Raw genomic sequence first — 17,988 nt, 5'->3', positions numbered from 1 at the left:
TTGCCCATGAGTCGCTATCGCCCTCCCCGCCCTGCCGGCACCGCGCTGATCACCCCTGAAGGTGAAGCGCGGATGCGTGCCGAATTGCACGAGTTGTGGCACGTACGCAGGCCGCAGGTCACGCAATCGGTCAGCGAGGCGGCGGCCCAGGGCGATCGCTCGGAAAACGCCGAATACACCTACGGCAAAAAAATGCTGCGCGAGATCGATAGCCGGGTGCGCTTCCTGACCAAGCGCCTTGAAAGCCTCAAGGTCGTCAGCGAAAAACCCAGCGATCCGAACAAGGTCTACTTCGGTGCCTGGGTCACCATTGAGGATGAAGACGGCAAACAGGCGCGCTATCGCATCGTCGGGCCCGATGAACTTGACCTCAAGCAAGGCCTGATCAGCATCGACTCACCTCTGGCCCGGGCGCTGATCGGCAAAGCGCTGGATGCCGAAGTACAGGTCCACACACCCACCGGGGAGCAGTGGGTGTATATCGTCGCGATTGATTACCCGTAACGCTCAGCGCGCCGTAGCCTCGCGATACTGACGCGGCGTAAAACCGGTCAATGCCTTGAACTGGCGGGTGAATGCACTGTGGTCGGTGTAGCCGCATTGCAAGGCGACTTCAGTGATGGGGATCTCGGTCAGCAGCAGCCTATGGGCATGCTCAAGGCGGACCTTCTGGATCATCTGCCGTGGCGTCAGGTGGAACACCCGTTTGCAGTACCTCTCCAGTTGCGCCACCGATATACCGGCAATCCGCGTCAGCTCGCCCAACGTGACGCGACGATTGAAGTGCGCGCGAATGTGCTCATCCACCGCCGCTAGCCGCTGATAGGCCGGATGGGTGTCGCTGGCCGATTGCAGGTCCACCGAAATCCCGACCAGGCCGATGATCTCTCCCATGCGGTTATACAACGGTCGCTTGTGGGTCAGGCACCAACCCGGCTCACGGCTCCCGTACAAATGCAGTTCCAACTGGTCTTCCAGCACCAGACCCTGCTCCAGCACCCGTCGATCCTGTTCGGTATAGCCAGGCCCCAATTGCTCGGGAAACACCTCGGCACTGGTTTTGCCCAGCAAGGGTTGTAGCTGTTTCAAACCGCAACGCTGCACCAGCGTGCGATTGGCCAATACATAGCGCGCCTGCATGTCCTTGATAAAAATCGCGGCGTTGGGAATCACATCCAGCATCGGCAGCAACAACGCCACGCCCGAGAGCAATTGTTCAAGGCTCTCGGGGCGGCTCAAGTCGCTGCCCACGCTCAGGATTGCAAAAGCATTGTGCGTTATCAATCTCACTCCCCCACTACTGGATCTGGCGATGCCCGCTGGCGTGCATTGTGCCGATTTCGTCATCGGCTTCAATGGAAAACATCAATCGCAAACCTCTTGAGACGTTCAATCTAGCGCCATTGCACACCCGCCAGTGGTTTTGGCGCAATGGCAAATGACATCACACCTGCCTAACCAATAACTCACAAAAAGGCGCCGCAATGTCAGGTAAAGGCAAATTCAAGAAACAGCTCTCACTGATGGACCTGACCTTTATCGGTCTGGGTGCCATCTTCGGTTCCGGCTGGTTGTTTGCAGCCAGTCACGTTTCGGCAATCGCAGGCCCTGCGGGGATTTTTTCCTGGCTGCTGGGCGGCTTTTCCGTACTGCTGCTGGGCATTGTTTACTGTGAGCTGGGCGCTGCCCTGCCACGCGCCGGTGGCGTAATCCGCTATCCGGTGTATTCCCATGGCCCGTTGCTCGGGTATTTGATGGGTTTTATTACCCTGATTGCATTCTCAAGCCTAGTGGCTATTGAAGTGGTCGCCGCCCGCCAATATGCCGCGGCATGGTTCCCCGAACTGACCAAGGCAGGCTCCAGCGATCCCTCAATCCTGGGCTGGCTCCTGCAGTTCGGCCTGCTGTGCCTGTTCTTCATGCTCAACTATCGCAGCGTGAAAACCTTTGCCATGGCCAATAACCTGGTCAGCGTGTTCAAGTTTATCGTGCCGCTGCTGGTCATCGGCGTGCTGTTCACCTTCTTCAAACCGCAAAACTTCTACTCCCAGGGCTTCGCCCCCTTCGGCCTGTCGGGCGTGCAAATGGCCGTTTCTGCAGGTGGCATTATCTTCGCCTACCTGGGGCTGACACCTATCATCTCGGTAGCCAGCGAAGTCAAAAACCCGCAACGCACCATCCCGATTGCCCTGATCCTGTCGGTTCTGCTGTCCACCGTGATCTATGTGCTGTTGCAAGTAGCTTTCCTCGGCGGCGTACCTACCGAAATGCTCGCCAATGGCTGGGCCGGTGTGACCAAGGAACTGGCCTTGCCGTATCGCGACATCGCCCTGGCATTGGGTGTGGGCTGGTTGGCTTATCTGGTGGTGGCCGACGCAGTGATCTCGCCCAGCGGTTGCGGCAATATCTACATGAACGCCACACCTCGCGTGATCTACGGCTGGGCGCAAACCGGGACATTCTTCAAGGTGTTCACCCGCATCGATGAAAAATCCGGCATCCCGCGCCCGGCGCTGTGGCTGACCTTTGGCCTGTCGGTATTCTGGACCCTGCCGTTCCCGTCCTGGGAAGCGTTGATCAACGTGGTCTCCGCAGCCCTGGTGTTGAGCTATGCCGTAGCCCCGGTGTCCGTTGCCGCGCTGCGCCGCAATGCCCCGGATATGCCGCGCCCGTTCCGGGTCAAGTGGATGAGCGTCATGGGTCCGCTGTCATTCATCATCGCCGCGCTGATCGTCTACTGGTCAGGCTGGAACACCGTGTCCTGGCTACTTGGCCTGCAAATCGTGATGTTCGTGGTGTACCTGCTGTGTGCCCGCTTTGTACCGACCAACCACCTGAGCCTGGCGCAACAAGTGCGTTCCTCCTTGTGGCTGATCGGCTTCTACGCCGTGACCATCGTACTGTCCAAACTCGGCTCCTTCGGCGGCATGGGCGTGCTCACTCACCCCTTCGACACCCTGGCCGTGGCGGTATGCGCAATGGGTATCTATTACTGGGGCGCGGCAACCGGCGTACCAGCTCACCTTGTGCGTCTGGAAGACGACGAGGAAAGCGAAGAGGCACCGCAACCTGCCCGCACCGCGCCAGCCCGACACGCCACCGGAGCATTTATCCAGACTTCGTCCTGAGACACCGTTAGCCATCGTCCTCCCAGCCGTTGTTCTCATCTAATGGATAGGTTTATGAAGCAAGTACATATCATTGATTCCCACACCGGCGGCGAACCCACTCGCCTGGTGATCAAAGGCTTCCCGCAGTTGAGCGGCCAGACCATGGTCCAGAAGCGCGATGCTTTGCGCGACCAGCATGACCAATGGCGCCGGGCCTGCCTGCTGGAGCCGCGTGGCAACGATGTACTGGTCGGCGCGCTGTACTGCGAACCGGTTTCGGCGGATGCCACCTGCGGCGTGATTTTCTTCAACAACGCCGGCTATCTCGGCATGTGCGGTCACGGCACCATCGGCTTGGTTGCCTCGTTGCACCATCTGGGCATGATCGAGGCCGGTGAGCACAAAATCGACACTCCGGTCGGCCCGGTCACTGCCACTCTGCATGCAGACGGCAGCGTCACCGTGGGCAATGTCCCGGCCTACCGCTACCGCCAGCAGGTTGCCGTTGAAGTCCCGGGGCATGGCCGTGTACACGGCGATATCGCCTGGGGCGGCAACTGGTTCTTCCTGGTATCCGATCACGGCCAAGCGCTGCAACTGGATAACGTCGAAGCCCTGACCGAGTACACCTGGGCGATGCTCAAGGCTCTGGAAGCTCAGGGTATCCACGGCGAAGACGGCGCTCTTATCGACCATATCGAACTGTTTGCCGACGACGACAAGGCCGATAGCCGCAACTTCGTCATGTGCCCGGGCAAAGCCTACGACCGCTCGCCGTGCGGCACGGGCACCAGCGCCAAGCTGGCGTGCCTGGCGGCTGATGGAAAACTGGCCCCAGGCGAGCCGTGGGTGCAAGCCAGCATCACCGCCAGCCAGTTTGTCGGCAGCTATCAATGGGAAGGCGAACGCATTCGCCCGTTCATTACCGGCCAGGCCTACATGACCGCCGACAGCACGCTGCTGATCGACGAACAAGACCCTTTCGCGTGGGGCATTTAAGCCTCCCGCTGCACACATCCGAATAAACGACTCCAGGAGTTACAACAATGAGCGATAACATTTTCACCGGTTGCATGCCTGCCCTGATGACCCCGTGCACCGCCCAGCGCAAGCCGGACTTCGACGCGCTGGTGGCCAAGGGGCGCGAGCTGATCGATATCGGCATGAGCGCCGTCGTGTACTGCGGCTCCATGGGTGACTGGCCTTTGCTGACCGAAGCCGAGCGCCAGGAAGGCGTGGCACGCCTGGTGGCTGCAGGCATTCCGACCATCGTCGGCACCGGCGCCGTAAACAGCCGCGAAGCGGTGTCCCATGCGGCACACGCGGCCAAGGTCGGCGCCCAAGGCCTGATGGTGATTCCACGCCTGCTGTCCCGTGCGGCCTCGCCTGCTGCGCAAAAAGCCCACTTCGCCGCCATCCTCGAGGCTGCTCCTGAGCTGCCAGCGGTGATCTACAACAGCCCTTACTACGGCTTCGCCACCCGCGCCGACCTGTTCTTCGAACTGCGCCGCGAATACCCGAACCTGATCGGCTTCAAAGAGTTCGGCGGTGCGGCCGACATGCGTTACGCCGCCGAGCACATCACCTCCAAGGACGATGACGTGACCCTGATGGTCGGCGTTGACACCCAAGTGGTGCACGGTTTCGTCAATTGCAACGCCACCGGTGCCATTACCGGTATCGGTAACGCCCTGCCACGCGAAGTGCTGCAACTGGTAGCCCTGAGCAAGCAAGCAGCCACGGGCGATCCCAAGGCCCGTCGCCTGGCCCGCGAACTGGAAGCCGCCCTCGCAGTGCTGTCGTCGTTCGATGAAGGCACCGACCTGGTGCTCTATTACAAGCACCTGATGGTGCTCAATGGCGACACCGAATACAGCCTGCACTTCAATGAAACCGATGTTCTGAGTGATGCCCAGCGCAACTATGCAGAGAATCAGTACAACCTGTTCCGCCAGTGGTACAAAAACTGGTCTGCAGAACAGAACGTTGCCTGATCGCTCAACTCCGTTCAGTTAAACGAGCGGTGCTTCTGTGGGAGCGAGCCTGCTCGCGAAGGCCTTACCGGATAATCGCGATGTCCTTGAAACCTTCGCGAGCAGGCTCGCTCCCACACCCCCAGCCCAATTTTTTCAGGAACACGCCATGACTCTGACAGGCAACATGCTGATCGGTCAGCAAGCCATCACCGGTAGCCGCGAGGCAATTCGGGCGATCAACCCCGCCACCGGCACAGCGCTCGAACCGGCCTACCTCGGCGGCACCGGCGAACATGTCGAGCAGGCGTGCGCCTTGGCCTGGGAAGCTTTTGACAGCTTTCGCGAGACGCCACTGGCAACTCGCGCCACTTTTCTTGAAGCCATTGCCGAAGAAATCGAAGCCCTTGGCGATGAACTGATCGACCGCGCAGTCAGCGAATCAGGCCTGCCACGTCCGCGTATCCTCGGCGAACGTGGACGCACCTGCCAGCAACTGCGCACCTTTGCCCGTACCGTGCGCGCCGGCGAGTGGCTGGATGTGCGGGTCGACAACGCCTTGCCGGAGCGTCAGCCCCTGCCCCGCGCCGACCTGCGTCAACGCCAGGTACCTCTGGGGCCGGTGGCCGTATTCGGCGCCAGCAACTTCCCGTTGGCCTTCTCCGTGGCCGGCGGCGATACCGCATCAGCATTGGCTGCCGGCTGCCCGGTGGTGGTCAAGGCCCATAGCGCTCACCCCGGCACCAGCGAACTGGTTGGCCACGCGGTCGCCCGTGCGGTGACAAAATCGGGCCTGCATGCCGGTGTGTTTTCGCTGTTGTTTGGTTCCGGTCGCGAGGTGGGTGTTGCTCTGGTCAGCGACCCGCGCATCAAGGCTGTCGGCTTTACCGGTTCGCGCAGTGGTGGTCTGGCCCTGTGCAAGGCGGCCCAGGCGCGGCCCGAGCCGATCCCGGTGTATGCGGAAATGAGTTCGATCAATCCGGTACTGCTTTTCCCGGCGGCCCTGCAGGCTCGCGGCGAATCACTGGCCCAAGGCTTCGTGGCCTCCCTGACTCAAGGTGCCGGGCAGTTTTGTACTAACCCGGGCCTGGTCGTTGCACATCAAGGCCCGGCGCTGGATAAATTTATCAGCACCGCTGCCAGCCTCGTCCAGCAAAGCCCCGCACAAACCATGCTCACTCCGGGGATTTTCCAGGCCTATGAAGCTGGCGTCGGCTCGCTGCTCGAACTGAGCAGCGCACAAGAGGCCGCCGCAGGCCTTAGGGGCAACACACCAAACCAGTGCCAGACCCATTTATTTGTGACCCGGGCGCAGGACTTTCTCACCGACCCGGCGTTGCAGGCCGAGATCTTTGGGGCTGCGTCGCTGATTGTGCAATGCGCCAGTGATGACGAAATCCGCCAGGTCACCGAGCATCTGGAAGGCCAACTGACCATCACCCTGCAACTGGATGACGCGGACCTTGAAAGTGCCAGAGCCTTGCTCCCGACCTTGGAACGCAAGGCCGGGCGCCTGCTGGTCAACGGCTGGCCAACGGGGGTTGAGGTGTGCGATGCGATGGTCCACGGCGGCCCTTTCCCGGCCACCTCGGACACCCGTACAACTTCGGTAGGCACCGCAGCCATTCTGCGTTTCCTGCGCCCGGTCTGCTATCAGGATTTCCCGGACAGCCTGTTGCCCACCGCCCTCAAGCATGCCAACCCTCTGCAACTGCGCCGCCTGCTCGATGGCCACAGAGAAGCTCAAGAAAATGCCTGATAACTCCACGTCAAACAGCCCACACCAGAATGCCGACATTGCGGTGGTCGGCGCTGGCATTATCGGCGTCGCCTGTGCCCTGCAACTGGCGCGCCAGGGCCTGCGAGTGGTGGTCATAGACCAGCAGGAACCGGGCCAGGGCGCATCATTCGGCAATGCCGGGCACCTGGCGACCGAACAGGTGTTCCCGATTGCCGACCTGTCGATCCTCAAGCGCTTGCCCGCCATGCTGATGGACCCCATGGGGCCCTTGCGCCTGGATTGGAAATACATGCCTCGGGCCATGCCCTGGTTCACCCGCCTGCTGCTGAACCTGCGCCCGGCACCGTTTCAACGCACCGTTGCGGGTATTCGTGCCCTCAATGAAAGCAGCCTGGGTGCCTGGCACCGGCTGCTGGAGGGCATCGATTGCCCCGGCCTGATGAAGGAAGACGGCTCGTTGCTGGTATACGAACGACCTGAATCGCGTCAGGCACTCCAGGCACTGGAGGCGCGCATGCGCCAGCAACAGGTTCCGGTTGAGTTCTGGCAGGCAAAAGCCGTGCTCGAGACTGCTCCGCAACTCAGCGAAAATATCCAGGGCGGGTTGTTTTTTCCGAGTACGGGGCATTTTATCGACCCCTACCGCGTGGTATGCGAACTGGTAAAAGCCGCCAAAAACTGCGGTGTGCAGTTCATCAAACAACAGGTAACCGGCGGACAAATGAGCGAGGCCGGGGTTTCATTGGTGACCCCTCAGGGCCGGTTGACTGCCCGCCGGGTCGTGATCGCCTGCGGTGCCCACTCAGCGAAACTCACCAGCGCCCTGACTGGCAAGAAAGTCCCTCTGGATACCGAACGCGGCTATCACCTGATGCTGCCCACCGAACGTGACCGGTTACCGTTTGCGGTCACCTCGCTGGAGCGCAAGTTCATCATGACCCCGATGACCGATGGGTTAAGGCTGGCGGGTACAGTTGAATTTGCGGGGCTGCAAGCGCCTGCGAACATGGAACGCGCCTGGCAGTTGCATCGCCTGAGTAAAGGGTTATTTCGCCGCGACCTGAGCGCTGAAGGCGCCACACCCTGGATGGGCTTTCGGCCATCGTTGCCCGACTCACTGCCGGTCATTGATCGGGTGTGCGACGGCAAAGTGCTGCTTGCCTTCGGCCATCAGCATCTGGGCCTGACTCAGGCAGCGGTAACGGCTGAGATGATTGCACAACTGGCATCAGCGGGCAGTACCCATGCGTTACCGGCGCTGGCGCCCTATAGACTGGACCGTTTCTGAAACAGAACGTACGTAGCAGCTGACGAGCTCCGCGAGGCTGCGTTCGGCGGCGCAGCCGTCGTAAAACCATACAACCAGGTAATTCAGATCCACGGTGATTACCGGGTTTACGACGGCTGCGCCGCCGAACGCAGCCTCGTTCCTTCGGCAGCTGCTACGGATCTAATATCTCAACGCAGGGTAATCAGCCCCTGACGGCTCACGCGGGTCAGGTTGTGAATCACCTGTGCGGCATCTTCGGCGCTGGGGGACTGGACCACTGCCAGATCAAAGCTGTCAGCGGCAAATCGCGCCAACTGATCACCTGCTTCCACAAACTGGATCAAGAATGCCGTAGCCCGGCCTTTGCGTCGTGGCCAGCCGTCGAGGTAGCGCAACAGCGTTGGCTGGTGTTTACCGCCGAGAAGGATTTTTGGATTGCGCAGGGCCGGGCTGGCCGCAAGCGGTGCAAGACGTACCAGGGGACGTGGGTGACTCATGTGTCGGTTCTCCGCCTCAAGATTCTGCGTGGCAGGTGAGAGGCAACACCGAACCAGCGCTTTAGCGGTATTTCGAGGTTTGCTTCAAACCTCTTAGACGGTCTTGCGACCCTCTGGCGCCCCGCAAGTAGCTGTTTAAATCGGCGCAAGAAACATCCTAGATAAACCTGCTTACAACTGTCAACAGTCATCTAAAACGAAAAAGGCCCGCTCGGGCGGGCCTCTTCGAGAACACGGCACTTTAGTCGGCAATCGCACGATCAAGCGACAACTTGCCCGCGCCTTCGAACAATACCGCCACGGTGCCACCCAGCAGAGCCAGAGCAAACTCATAGCCGTTGTTGGCCATAAACAGACCGTTATGGATGTGCACTGAAAAGATCGCCACCAGCAACGTAAAAGACAAGCCCAATGCCGCAGGTCGGGCCAGTAGACCTACGATCAATGCCAGCCCCCCCAGAAACTCGGTCCCGCCCGCCATTGCCGCCATCAGCGTACCCGGCGCCAACCCAATGCTTTCCATCCATTGCGCCGTACCGGCCAGACCACCACCGCCAAACCATCCAAAAAGCTTTTGCGAACCGTGGGCAGCAAAGATGATGCCTACAAAAATGCGCAGAACCGTCAAGCCATAACCTGCGCGTGAGCCCAAAACGGTATGGATCAATTTGCTCATGGTGAAATCCTTTAGGTAATCAGTTGGGGAATGCACGCCATACTAATCAGTTTTTATAATGTTAATAGCCTAATAAGTCCGTAATAACGATCAATTTATTAGATTATTTGCGTGTTACCAGTTCAGCTTTTGTGGGTTCCAGCGAATCGCGCTCCCGGTCAAAGGCCAAATAGTATTTATTCACGCTATTAACATAGCTGACGGCACCCATTCCCACCTGTTCCATGGCAATACGTTCCACTTGAAAGAACCATTGATTGGGGTTCAGGCCACGCCGTTTGGCCTCCGCACGCATGCTCTGGACCCGCTCAGGGCCCATGTTGTAGGCCGCCAGCACAAAGGCCATGCGCTCACGCTCGTTGAGTTTGGGGCTGGCAAAGAACTTGCGACGGATCAACGCCAGGTACTTGGCCCCGGCCTGCACATTGTTATCCACGTTCTGAATATTGCTGACCCCCACCCGCTGTGCCGCCGAAGGCGTGATCTGCAACAACCCGGTCGCCCCACCAGAGCCCTTGGCGTCTGGGTCGAGGGTAGACTCCTTGAACGCCAGCGCTGCCAGATTGAGCCAGTCCATGCCCTGTTGCCGGGCATGTTTTTGCAACACAGGGCGCAATTTTTCAAGCTTTTGGCGGTCGGCACGGGCCAAGGGGTAATGCACCCGATACAAACGTCGGTATACCCGTTCAAAGGCCACATCCTGGTCGGCCGGTGCCTTATAACCGGCCAGAAAGCGATCAATACTGGCGCGCAGCATCGAGGCATCGCGGCGCACATACCAATGCATCGCATCGGGTGCACTGACCAGCACCTTGCGGTCAAAACGCAGCTTGGGCATCAACGTGGCCCAGCGCTCGGCAATCGGCTGTTCAACAATTGTCAGATGGAAAATCCCGGCCTGAACCATCTCCAGCACGTCTTCCACCGCCAGCGTCGGGTCCACCCATTCGATTTTGACTGGCGGCAATTTGCGCAGGGCCAGTTTTTGATTGATCAAGTTGACCGACGCACCGGCCGCACTGCCTGTGGTCAGTGCCACGGTACGCCCCGATAGCTGCTCAAAACGGGTAAAGCGGCGCTCGCCTTTAACCCCTACCAGCAGCAACGGGACATGGTCGATGATCGGGTCACTGGCGCTGATGGCATGGCTGGGCATGAAGTCGATCAACTCTCCCGGAGCAACCACATCGCCTTCACCCCGCGACAAGGCGCCAAGCAACTGGTCCTTGGCTTTGGGAATGATCTTGAGGGTGATTTCCTGACCATCGCGGGCGTGGCTGTTGAGGTAATGCTCAAATGCACGCAATCGATGGTACTCGACGCCAATGGACTGGCCCTGGACCTCGCCCGAACTGTTGCGGCTCTGGTTGACCAGTACTCGCAGTACCTGACTGCTGCGGATTTGCGCCAGATCGCGGACCTGACTCGGCTGCCCGACCTGTAACGGTCCAGCCAGGCGTGCCAGTGCCGGGAGTGGCAGTAGCATCAGGCACAGCGCAATCAATAGCGTCGGTCTTGTCATCCGTTCTCCGGAAAGAATACAGCCCAGCACCCTGTCGGATTACCCGACAACCGGTTGCCCCTTTTGGGGCTTTTAAGCGCTGGAATCAGCGCGCAAAACAGTCAATGCGTCCTGTGGAAAACCGGGCATTGCGTTGTTGCGGCATTCAAAGACAACCATAACTGTCTGTAGTTCTTGGTTTTTCTTATTAAATCTACAGCTCTGATATGCTTCGCGGCCTGTGGCCTGAGGTAGCACCATGCAACTCATCGATATCGGCGTCAACCTGACTAACCCAAGCTTCGACGGCAAACACCAGGCCGTGCTGGACCGTGCGTACGCGGCCGGGGTTTGCCAATTGGTCCTCACCGGCACCAGCGTTGACGGCAGTGAACTGGCCTTGCAACTGTGCCGCGAGCTGGATGAAAGCGGCCAGCGGCTGTTCTCCACCGCAGGTATTCACCCGCACTCGGCCAGTGACTGGAACGGCGACAGCGCCCGGCAGTTGCTCGCCTTGCTCAAGGAACCTGGTGTATGCGCCGTCGGTGAGTGCGGCCTGGATTTCAACCGCGACTTCTCGCCCCGGGCCCAGCAAGAGAAAGTACTGGAAGAACACCTGGCGATGGCGGTGGACCTGCAATTGCCGGTTTTTCTGCATGAGCGCGACGCCAGCCAGCGTCTGCTGGAAATCCTTCGTGACTTCCGCGACCGCTTGCCAGCGGCAGTTGTGCATTGCTTTACCGGCGAAAAAAAGGCGCTGTTCAGCTACCTCGATCAGGACCTGCACATCGGCATTACCGGCTGGATTTGCGACGAGCGTCGTGGCACCCACTTGCATCCGCTGGTGCGTGACATCCCACGCGGGCGCCTGATGCTCGAAAGCGACGCGCCCTACCTGCTGCCGCGTACCCTGCGGCCCAAACCGAAAAATGGTCGCAACGAGCCGGCCTACCTGACCGACGTACTGCGTGAAGTGGCGGTACATCGAAGCGAAAGCGAGCAGGACCTGGCCGCCCACACTACCGCCTGCGCGCGGGCGTTTTATGGGTTGCCGGTACTGGCCAATATTGCGTAGCAACCAAATATCACGTAGCAGCTGCCGCAGGAACGAGGCTGCGTTCGGCTGCGTAGCAGTCGTAAACCCAGAGAGCTGGGTGTGACTTGCACACCGCAGGGTCTGATTTCGCGAGCGCTGCGCGCTCGAACGCAGCCTCGTTCCTTCGGCAGCTGCTACGGAGATCTCAGCGTATTTTTTGCATCCTTGACCCACATCAACAAGATCGTCACTGAATAGCGGCACAATGATGGCACCTTGCCAATATTGTTTGCGCCAAATCAGAGAAGACCTCCCATGGGTACCTGGCTTAGCAACATCTCGCTTAAATACAAATTCTGGGCCGTCAACGCGGTGGCCTTTGTCACCACGTTGCTGCTGGTGCTGTACGCCGTGCAGCTCGAGCAGCAATCGCGCAGTCACGCCGCGCAGGTCAACGCCCAGGACCAGGCGCAACTGCTCAGAGCTTGGCCCGCCGGGCAGGCTTTGCCTGAGGCCAAGCACTTGTTGCGCCTTGAACCGGGACAAACCCCCAACATCAACCAGCAACCCCTGCCTCAGCTAAACAACGCCCACGGCTGGGTTTCGATCAACTCCATGCCGCTGCTGGGTCGCGACCTGTTGTTGGGCGCCGATGTGCTGACCCGCGACGACGGACAAAAAATCGCGGTTCTGGCGTATACGCCAAGCCTGGCGCAAGTGTTTGTCGAGCGGCTGCCCAACTATGCGGCTGCGGTGCTGATCCTGATGTTGGCCATGCTGTGCGCCTCGCAGTTGCTGATCCGCTTCCTCCTCAGCCAGCTCAATACGCTCAAGGACGTGATGCTGCATGTCGAGAAAACCGGCGACCTGTCAGCCAGGGTGCCTTTGGCCTGTACCGATGAAGTCGGACAAATGGCCAGTGCCTTTAACGCCATGCAGGCTGGCTATCAGCGGGTAGTCAACACCGTAGCCGAGACCGCCGCGCAACTGGACGCTGGTGCCGCGCGCCTGGCCAGCAGCATGGATGAGGTGCGCCACGGCATGCTCGGCCAGCAAAGCGAGACCGACCAGGCCGCCACCGCAATCAATGAGATGTCGGCCACGGTCTACCACATTGCGCAACACGCTGGCGCCACCCGCGACCTGTCACAAACCGCAGATGACCTGGCCGGCAGCGGGCAGAAAGTAGTCAGCCGGGTCCAGCAATCCATCGCCAGCCTGTCGACCGGGGTGCAAACTACCGCCGAGATGATTCAACAACTGGCGCAGGACAGCCAAAAGATCAACAGCGTGGTCAGTGTGATCCACAGCATCGCCGAACAGACCAACCTGCTGGCATTGAACGCAGCGATTGAGGCCGCTCGCGCAGGCGAGATGGGCCGTGGCTTTGCCGTAGTCGCCGATGAAGTGCGGAACCTGGCCAAGCGGGTGCAAACCTCCACCGACGAAATCACCACGATGGTCTCGGCCTTGCAGGCGGGCACCCGCGACGCCGTGGACTTTATGCAGGAAAGCTCATTCAAGGCCGACGACTGCGTACAGCAGGCCCAGGAAGCAGGTGCGGCACTGGCCGAGATCACCCACGCAGTGGCACAAATGCGCGAAAGCAACACCCAGATTGCCGTAGCTGCCGAACAGCAAAGCCAAGTCGCGGAAGAGATGAACCGGGCGGTGGTGAGCATCCGCGATGTCACCGAAAACACCGTGCAACAGACGGTTGATTCGGCCACTACCAGCAATCAACTGGCAACACTGGCCGGTGAATTGAACCGGGCCATTGGTCAATTAAAGCTATAGGCATTCAGCTATAAGGCCAATAGCCATTGTTGATTCGCCGCACGCGACTCGCAGCTCTATCCTTTGTTTATCCGGTTCAGCCAAGGCTGAGCCCTCGAACAAGGAGAGCAATCATGGGCAAACGTCATCCAAACATACCGGCCTGGCAATGGCGCTCCAACCCACAGAGCCATCAGAGCACCACGCATCAGGCGATCAATCTGATCGCCATGCCGATGCTGGTGATAGCCTTTCTACTGCTGGTTTCGGGGGTGTTCAGTGAGAACGCAACGAGCGCAGTGATCGGCCTGGTTGCCTTGTTTGCGGCGCTGGCTCTGCAACACCAGGGCCGCAAGCTCGAAGCCGCGCCGCGCAACAGCGAAAAGTTCTGATCAACCAAACACGGCCACTGTCTGGCGGCTGATCGCAATAAGCTCACCACTAGGAGCCCACAGATTGGCCGCCACGTGGCCGTAACCGTCACGGGCATGTTCGATGACGGCCAGGTATTTGCACCACTCCAGGGTGCTGGCCGTGGGCAGCGGCTGCACGAACTCGATGGTCCAGGTCAGCGTGCTGCCTGCAGTCGGCTTGTTCAGCAGCGGCAGCAGAGCAGGTGGCCAGGTATCGACCAGTGCCAGCAAATGGGTTTCAGTCAGGGGTTCGTCCGGGACCTCACCGGCTAGACGTACCCAACCGCCCATTTCTCGCGTTCCGCGACCGGTGAAAGGCAGAGCACCGACAGCCCAGGCCATGGACATATGCCGCATGAATTCAGGGGTAACGCCCTTGATGTAGGGCAACAACGGGCACTCTGCCGGGGCTTTCATCTCAGGGGCGGGTACGCTGTCGACGCTCACTGCTGACTCCCGTGCCGCGCCAAAACTGCCTTGTACCAAGGTCACCACTTGACCATCCTGTATAGCGCGGCCCAATACCTGGCTGACGGCCTTGCCCTCGCGTAGCACCTCGACTTCAAATCGGATCGGCACATCCGCTGCCACCGGACCGACAAAACTCACCGCCAGCGAACGTAGCGCACGCTCTACAGAGATTTGGGCGCGCATGGCCTCGTACTGCAAGGCCACCACCAAGCCACCGAAGCTGGCACGTCCCTGGCCCCAGTCTGCCGGGATTGTCACGTCCAGTGGCGTCTTACGTACCGCCGCAACCAATTCGGAAAACTGCATGAGCACCTCAAAACAGAAAAATATGACGGAATACTACCCATCCACCTGACTGTGAACAGTGCTGTATCAGCCAAACATCAGGAGTGAAAGCACGCTGCAGTCAATTTTATCAGCGCCTTGTCAGCCCGTTTTTCTCCGTGTTCCAGGGTGGCCTGCCATTTCGCCACACAGGGTTGTAAATCGGCCTGTTGCCCGGCCTGCAGCAGCCATTGCCAAGCATCGTGCCATTCACCCAGCGCCTTTTGTGCAACTTTAAGGCGGGCCAAAACCAGCGGCGGCAATTGGTCCAGCTCAGGATAGGCCTCAGCCGCGTAGCGCACACGCTTGATCAGCAGCCTGACGCGATGGCGGTCGTGACCCGGATCATTGAGGGCTTTTTCCAGGGTTTGCCACTGCTTTTTCAGCACCTTTTCGATCCGCTGGCGCAAACCGCGCAGCATGCCTTCACGTTGTGCGGCACGCAGAAAACGCGGGAACACGTCGAGGATCATCAGCAGTTGCGCCAACTGTTCACTGTCGGCCACCAGGGCATAACTGCCAGACAACTGATCCACACGCCTTTGTGCCTGCATCGGATAGCCTTGCTCCTGCAAATGCGCCGCCAGCACTTCAAGGTCGCGCAAGGGCGTAGTCAGGGCGCCCACTTGGGAAGCTGACATCTCCAGCTGCACCACGCCCGGCAAACCACGCAGTGGCCGCAACAGGCTGCGCAAACGGCGCACTGTGGTGCGCAGGTCATGCAGGGCCTCCGGGTCCGTGTCGGCCGCCAGACGCGCCTGGCAGGCCAGCAACCTGACCTCCAGACGCACAATGTTTACAACTATCCGGTCAACCAGCTCAGACATCCTTACCCTCCTTCATTGCCGATACGGCTCAACGCCCGGCGCGGGACTCACGAATATAGAAACGTGCTTTCTGGGATTTAATCGTACAGCCCTCAAACGCTTCAAATTGCTGCTGAGTTTTAGCTGCGGTCAGCAAGGACAAAGCCTTGGAGTAGCTGACAGTACCTGCAAAGCCTTCAGCCTTGGCCAGATCCAGCTCATGCCAGGCCGCGTCCAGATTCGTTGCGCACGTGTCGCGGTAAGCTTTAGTTCCCGCGCAACCTGCCAACGCCAGCGCAATCAACGGCACACAAATCCATGCTTTCATGGTGTTTCCCTCGGAAATTAAAGTTCAGTGCAGTCTCAGACGAGCAACCCGCATAAAAGTGCCACAACGCAAAGATCAAAAAAACCTTTCACCTTGTCTCATTGCTGTTCTATCGATCGAGTGGTGTGTGGGAGCGAGCCTGCTCGCGAAGGCATCAAGACACCGCAGTTAACCAATAAGCACGCGGTATCGCTGACGACCTTGGCGAGCAGGCTCGCTCCCACCAATTTAAAAGAACAACATTACGTACCTAGCCTAGCTTGAGGATACGAGTTCATCCTCAAAGCTGTCACTGAGCCTCACAAAAAGGCATTGTGGGCACTTGTCAGTGCGAAGGTTCGGTTCATGAAAAAACGTATTGCATTGGTATTGGGCTCCGGTGGCGCCCGGGGCTATGCCCATATTGGCGTGATTGAAGAGCTTGAAAGCCGCGGCTATGACATCGCCTGTATCGCCGGTTGCTCCATGGGCGCCGTGGTGGGCGGGATTTACGCTGCCGGCAAGCTTGATCTGTATCGCGACTGGATTCAAAGCCTGGACTATCTCGATGTACTGCGCCTGGTGGACGTCAGCTTTCGGCTGGGCGCGATTCGCGGCGAGAAAGTCTTCGGCCAAATCCGCAATATCGTCGGCGAAATCAATATCGAAGACCTGCGCATTCCGTACACCGCCGTGGCCACCGACCTTACCCATCAGCAGGAAATCTGGTTTCAGGAAGGCTGCCTGCACCAGGCCATGCGCGCCTCGGCGGCCATTCCCAGCCTCTTCACCCCAGTGATGCAAGGCAACCGCATGCTGGTCGATGGCGGCCTGCTGAACCCTTTGCCTATCGTGCCGGTGGTCTCCAGCCATTGCGACCTGATCGTTGCGGTCAACCTCAACTCAACCAACCAGAGCAACTACCAACTGCCCGTCATCCAGCGGCCTGCGGCCTTTAAAGGGCGCTTTGACAACCTGATGAGCTCGCTGGGCTCGCACATACCGTTTCGCAACAAACACGCCGAGCAACTGCTCAACCTGGAGCAGGAACTGCTCAATCCGTTGAGCGAGCCCCTGGAACAGGAGCCGACCAACCCCTGGCTTGAATCAACCCAACCGGCGCGAAAGCCCACTGGGGAAGGTTCGCCCAAGTCCGCGACCGGCTCATTTATCATCGACAACGTCGGCCCGGCCTCACTGCTGGACTTGATCAACCAGAGTTTCGAGGTGATGCAAACCTCATTGGCGCAATACAAGATTGCCGGTTACCCGCCCGACATCCTGATCAACGTACCCAAGCGCGTGTGCCGATTTTTCGAGTTTTATAAAGCCCCAGAGCTGATCGCTCTTGGGCGCCAGATTGCCAAAGACACCTTGGACCGCTACGAAAGCGAAGACGGCTCCAACAACCGATAACCGACCCCGGCTTCGGTGGCGATAAACCGGGGCCGGGTCGGGTCATCCGCCAGCTTCTGACGCAAATGCGCAACGACGATCCGCAAGTAATGGCTGTTCTCGATATGGGTCGGCCCCCAGATATCCTTGAGCAATTGCTGCTGCGTGACGACGCGCCCGGGATGGCGCGCCAATTGCGCCAGCACCGCATACTCCTTGCGAGTCAGTGCCACCTCGACGCCATCGAGCAACACCCGGCGAAAGGCCAGGTCCACGATCAACGGGCCAAGCTCCAGAGCCGACTCCTGTGCCTCCCCGGCAGGAGCCTGACGCAGCAACGCCCGAATCCGCGCCAGAAATTCCTGAATCCCGAAGGGTTTTGTCACGTAGTCGTTGGCCCCGCCGTCCAGCGCCTGGACTTTTTGCGCTTCGCTGGCGCGTACCGAGAGCACCAGCACCGGCACGCTGGACCATTCGCGAAATTCACGCAGCACCTGTTGCCCGTCCATGTCCGGCAAGCCCAGATCCAGCACCAGCACATCGGGGCGCTTAAGCGCCGCCTGGCTCAAGCCTTCGGCACCGGTCGCGGCTTCCAGCACGGTGTAACCCTGGGATACCAGGCTGATCCGCAAGAACTTACGGATCTGCGGCTCGTCGTCGATGACCAAAATGGTCGCGCTCTGGCTCATGGC

General features: G+C 59.5%; 18 protein-coding genes. 10 read left to right on the top strand and 8 right to left on the bottom strand.

Features of this window, described 5'->3' with window-relative positions; translation table 11 throughout:
• The first annotated feature begins 6 nt into the window (after nucleotides 1-6).
• Nucleotides 7-504 carry a transcription elongation factor GreB gene (gene greB / locus N7D90_RS07215; protein ID WP_261741520.1) on the top strand — a complete coding sequence of 166 codons (498 nt, stop codon included), beginning with the start codon at nucleotides 7-9 and terminating at the stop codon, nucleotides 502-504.
• A gap of 3 nt (nucleotides 505-507) precedes the next feature.
• On the opposite strand, the gene N7D90_RS07210 is transcribed toward greB, so the two are convergent.
• Entirely contained in the window at nucleotides 508-1,281 is a 774-nt protein-coding gene (locus N7D90_RS07210) for an AraC family transcriptional regulator (protein ID WP_261742395.1), read from the bottom strand.
• A 203-nt stretch (nucleotides 1,282-1,484) separates the two neighbouring features.
• On the opposite strand from N7D90_RS07210, the gene N7D90_RS07205 reads away from it, so the two are divergent.
• The 5 genes from N7D90_RS07205 (at nucleotide 1,485) to N7D90_RS07185 (ending at nucleotide 8,112) form a co-directional block, all read left to right on the top strand.
• Nucleotides 1,485-3,128 carry an APC family permease gene (locus N7D90_RS07205; RefSeq protein WP_261741519.1) on the top strand — a complete coding sequence of 548 codons (1,644 nt, stop codon included), beginning with the start codon at nucleotides 1,485-1,487 and terminating at the stop codon, nucleotides 3,126-3,128.
• A 54-nt stretch (nucleotides 3,129-3,182) separates the two neighbouring features.
• Nucleotides 3,183-4,109 (top strand): 4-hydroxyproline epimerase, encoded by a 927-nt coding sequence (locus N7D90_RS07200; protein WP_261741518.1) that lies wholly within the window; start codon nucleotides 3,183-3,185, stop codon nucleotides 4,107-4,109.
• A 47-nt stretch (nucleotides 4,110-4,156) separates the two neighbouring features.
• Nucleotides 4,157-5,104, top strand: coding sequence for a dihydrodipicolinate synthase family protein (locus tag N7D90_RS07195; RefSeq protein WP_261741517.1), 948 nt, complete (start codon nucleotides 4,157-4,159; stop codon nucleotides 5,102-5,104).
• A gap of 148 nt (nucleotides 5,105-5,252) precedes the next feature.
• A complete protein-coding gene (locus N7D90_RS07190) occupies nucleotides 5,253-6,842 on the top strand; it encodes an aldehyde dehydrogenase (NADP(+)) (protein WP_261741516.1) in 1,590 nt (529 codons plus the stop codon).
• Complete coding sequence (locus N7D90_RS07185) at nucleotides 6,835-8,112, top strand: NAD(P)/FAD-dependent oxidoreductase (RefSeq protein ID WP_261741515.1); 1,278 nt, start codon at nucleotides 6,835-6,837, stop codon at nucleotides 8,110-8,112. Before N7D90_RS07190 ends, N7D90_RS07185 begins: the two co-directional genes overlap by 8 nt.
• 170 nt (nucleotides 8,113-8,282) lie before the next feature.
• Here N7D90_RS07185 and N7D90_RS07180 read toward each other — a convergent pair whose 3' ends face one another.
• The 3 genes from N7D90_RS07180 to N7D90_RS07170 all read right to left on the bottom strand — a co-directional run bounded on the left by N7D90_RS07180 (nucleotide 8,283) and on the right by N7D90_RS07170 (nucleotide 10,789).
• Nucleotides 8,283-8,591 carry a class I SAM-dependent methyltransferase gene (locus N7D90_RS07180; RefSeq protein ID WP_261741514.1) on the bottom strand — a complete coding sequence of 103 codons (309 nt, stop codon included), beginning with the start codon at nucleotides 8,589-8,591 and terminating at the stop codon, nucleotides 8,283-8,285.
• A 241-nt stretch (nucleotides 8,592-8,832) separates the two neighbouring features.
• Nucleotides 8,833-9,267, bottom strand: a complete 435-nt coding sequence (locus tag N7D90_RS07175; RefSeq protein WP_261741513.1) for a DoxX family protein — start codon at nucleotides 9,265-9,267, stop codon at nucleotides 8,833-8,835.
• A 103-nt stretch (nucleotides 9,268-9,370) separates the two neighbouring features.
• On the bottom strand, nucleotides 9,371-10,789 hold the full coding sequence (locus N7D90_RS07170; protein WP_261741512.1) for a transglycosylase SLT domain-containing protein: 1,419 nt from the start codon (nucleotides 10,787-10,789) through the stop codon (nucleotides 9,371-9,373).
• Between the two features lie 238 nt (nucleotides 10,790-11,027).
• On the opposite strand from N7D90_RS07170, the gene N7D90_RS07165 reads away from it, so the two are divergent.
• The 3 genes from N7D90_RS07165 to N7D90_RS07155 all read left to right on the top strand — a co-directional run bounded on the left by N7D90_RS07165 (nucleotide 11,028) and on the right by N7D90_RS07155 (nucleotide 13,972).
• Nucleotides 11,028-11,843, top strand: a complete 816-nt coding sequence (locus N7D90_RS07165; protein ID WP_261741511.1) for a TatD family hydrolase — start codon at nucleotides 11,028-11,030, stop codon at nucleotides 11,841-11,843.
• A gap of 276 nt (nucleotides 11,844-12,119) precedes the next feature.
• Nucleotides 12,120-13,601, top strand: a complete 1,482-nt coding sequence (locus N7D90_RS07160) for a methyl-accepting chemotaxis protein (protein ID WP_261741510.1) — start codon at nucleotides 12,120-12,122, stop codon at nucleotides 13,599-13,601.
• Between the two features lie 113 nt (nucleotides 13,602-13,714).
• The gene (locus tag N7D90_RS07155; protein WP_261741509.1) at nucleotides 13,715-13,972 is read left to right on the top strand and encodes a terminase; all 258 of its coding nucleotides are present in this window, start codon (nucleotides 13,715-13,717) and stop codon (nucleotides 13,970-13,972) included.
• Here N7D90_RS07155 and N7D90_RS07150 read toward each other — a convergent pair whose 3' ends face one another.
• The 3 genes from N7D90_RS07150 to N7D90_RS07140 form a co-directional block, all read right to left on the bottom strand.
• Complete coding sequence (locus N7D90_RS07150; protein WP_261741508.1) at nucleotides 13,973-14,770, bottom strand: acyl-CoA thioesterase; 798 nt, start codon at nucleotides 14,768-14,770, stop codon at nucleotides 13,973-13,975.
• A gap of 77 nt (nucleotides 14,771-14,847) precedes the next feature.
• The gene (locus N7D90_RS07145; protein ID WP_261741507.1) at nucleotides 14,848-15,615 is read right to left on the bottom strand and encodes a CHAD domain-containing protein; all 768 of its coding nucleotides are present in this window, start codon (nucleotides 15,613-15,615) and stop codon (nucleotides 14,848-14,850) included.
• A 28-nt stretch (nucleotides 15,616-15,643) separates the two neighbouring features.
• Nucleotides 15,644-15,922, bottom strand: coding sequence for a hypothetical protein (locus N7D90_RS07140; protein ID WP_261741506.1), 279 nt, complete (start codon nucleotides 15,920-15,922; stop codon nucleotides 15,644-15,646).
• 345 nt (nucleotides 15,923-16,267) lie between these two features.
• Between N7D90_RS07140 and N7D90_RS07135 the strand changes: the two genes are divergently transcribed.
• Nucleotides 16,268-17,317, top strand: coding sequence for a patatin-like phospholipase family protein (locus N7D90_RS07135; protein WP_261741505.1), 1,050 nt, complete (start codon nucleotides 16,268-16,270; stop codon nucleotides 17,315-17,317).
• Here the strand turns inward: N7D90_RS07135 and N7D90_RS07130 are convergent.
• Entirely contained in the window at nucleotides 17,284-17,985 is a 702-nt protein-coding gene (locus tag N7D90_RS07130) for a response regulator (protein ID WP_261741504.1), read from the bottom strand. The two genes, N7D90_RS07135 and N7D90_RS07130, sit on opposite strands and share 34 nt — an antisense overlap.
• Between the last annotated feature and the right edge of the window lie 3 nt (nucleotides 17,986-17,988).

The sequence above is a fragment of the Pseudomonas fragi genome (assembly GCF_025426255.1).
In the GTDB taxonomy this organism is placed as follows: domain Bacteria; phylum Pseudomonadota; class Gammaproteobacteria; order Pseudomonadales; family Pseudomonadaceae; genus Aquipseudomonas; species Aquipseudomonas kulmbachensis.
Note: the sequence above shows the minus strand (reverse complement) of the source record. Positions and strands in the feature narration are given on the sequence as shown.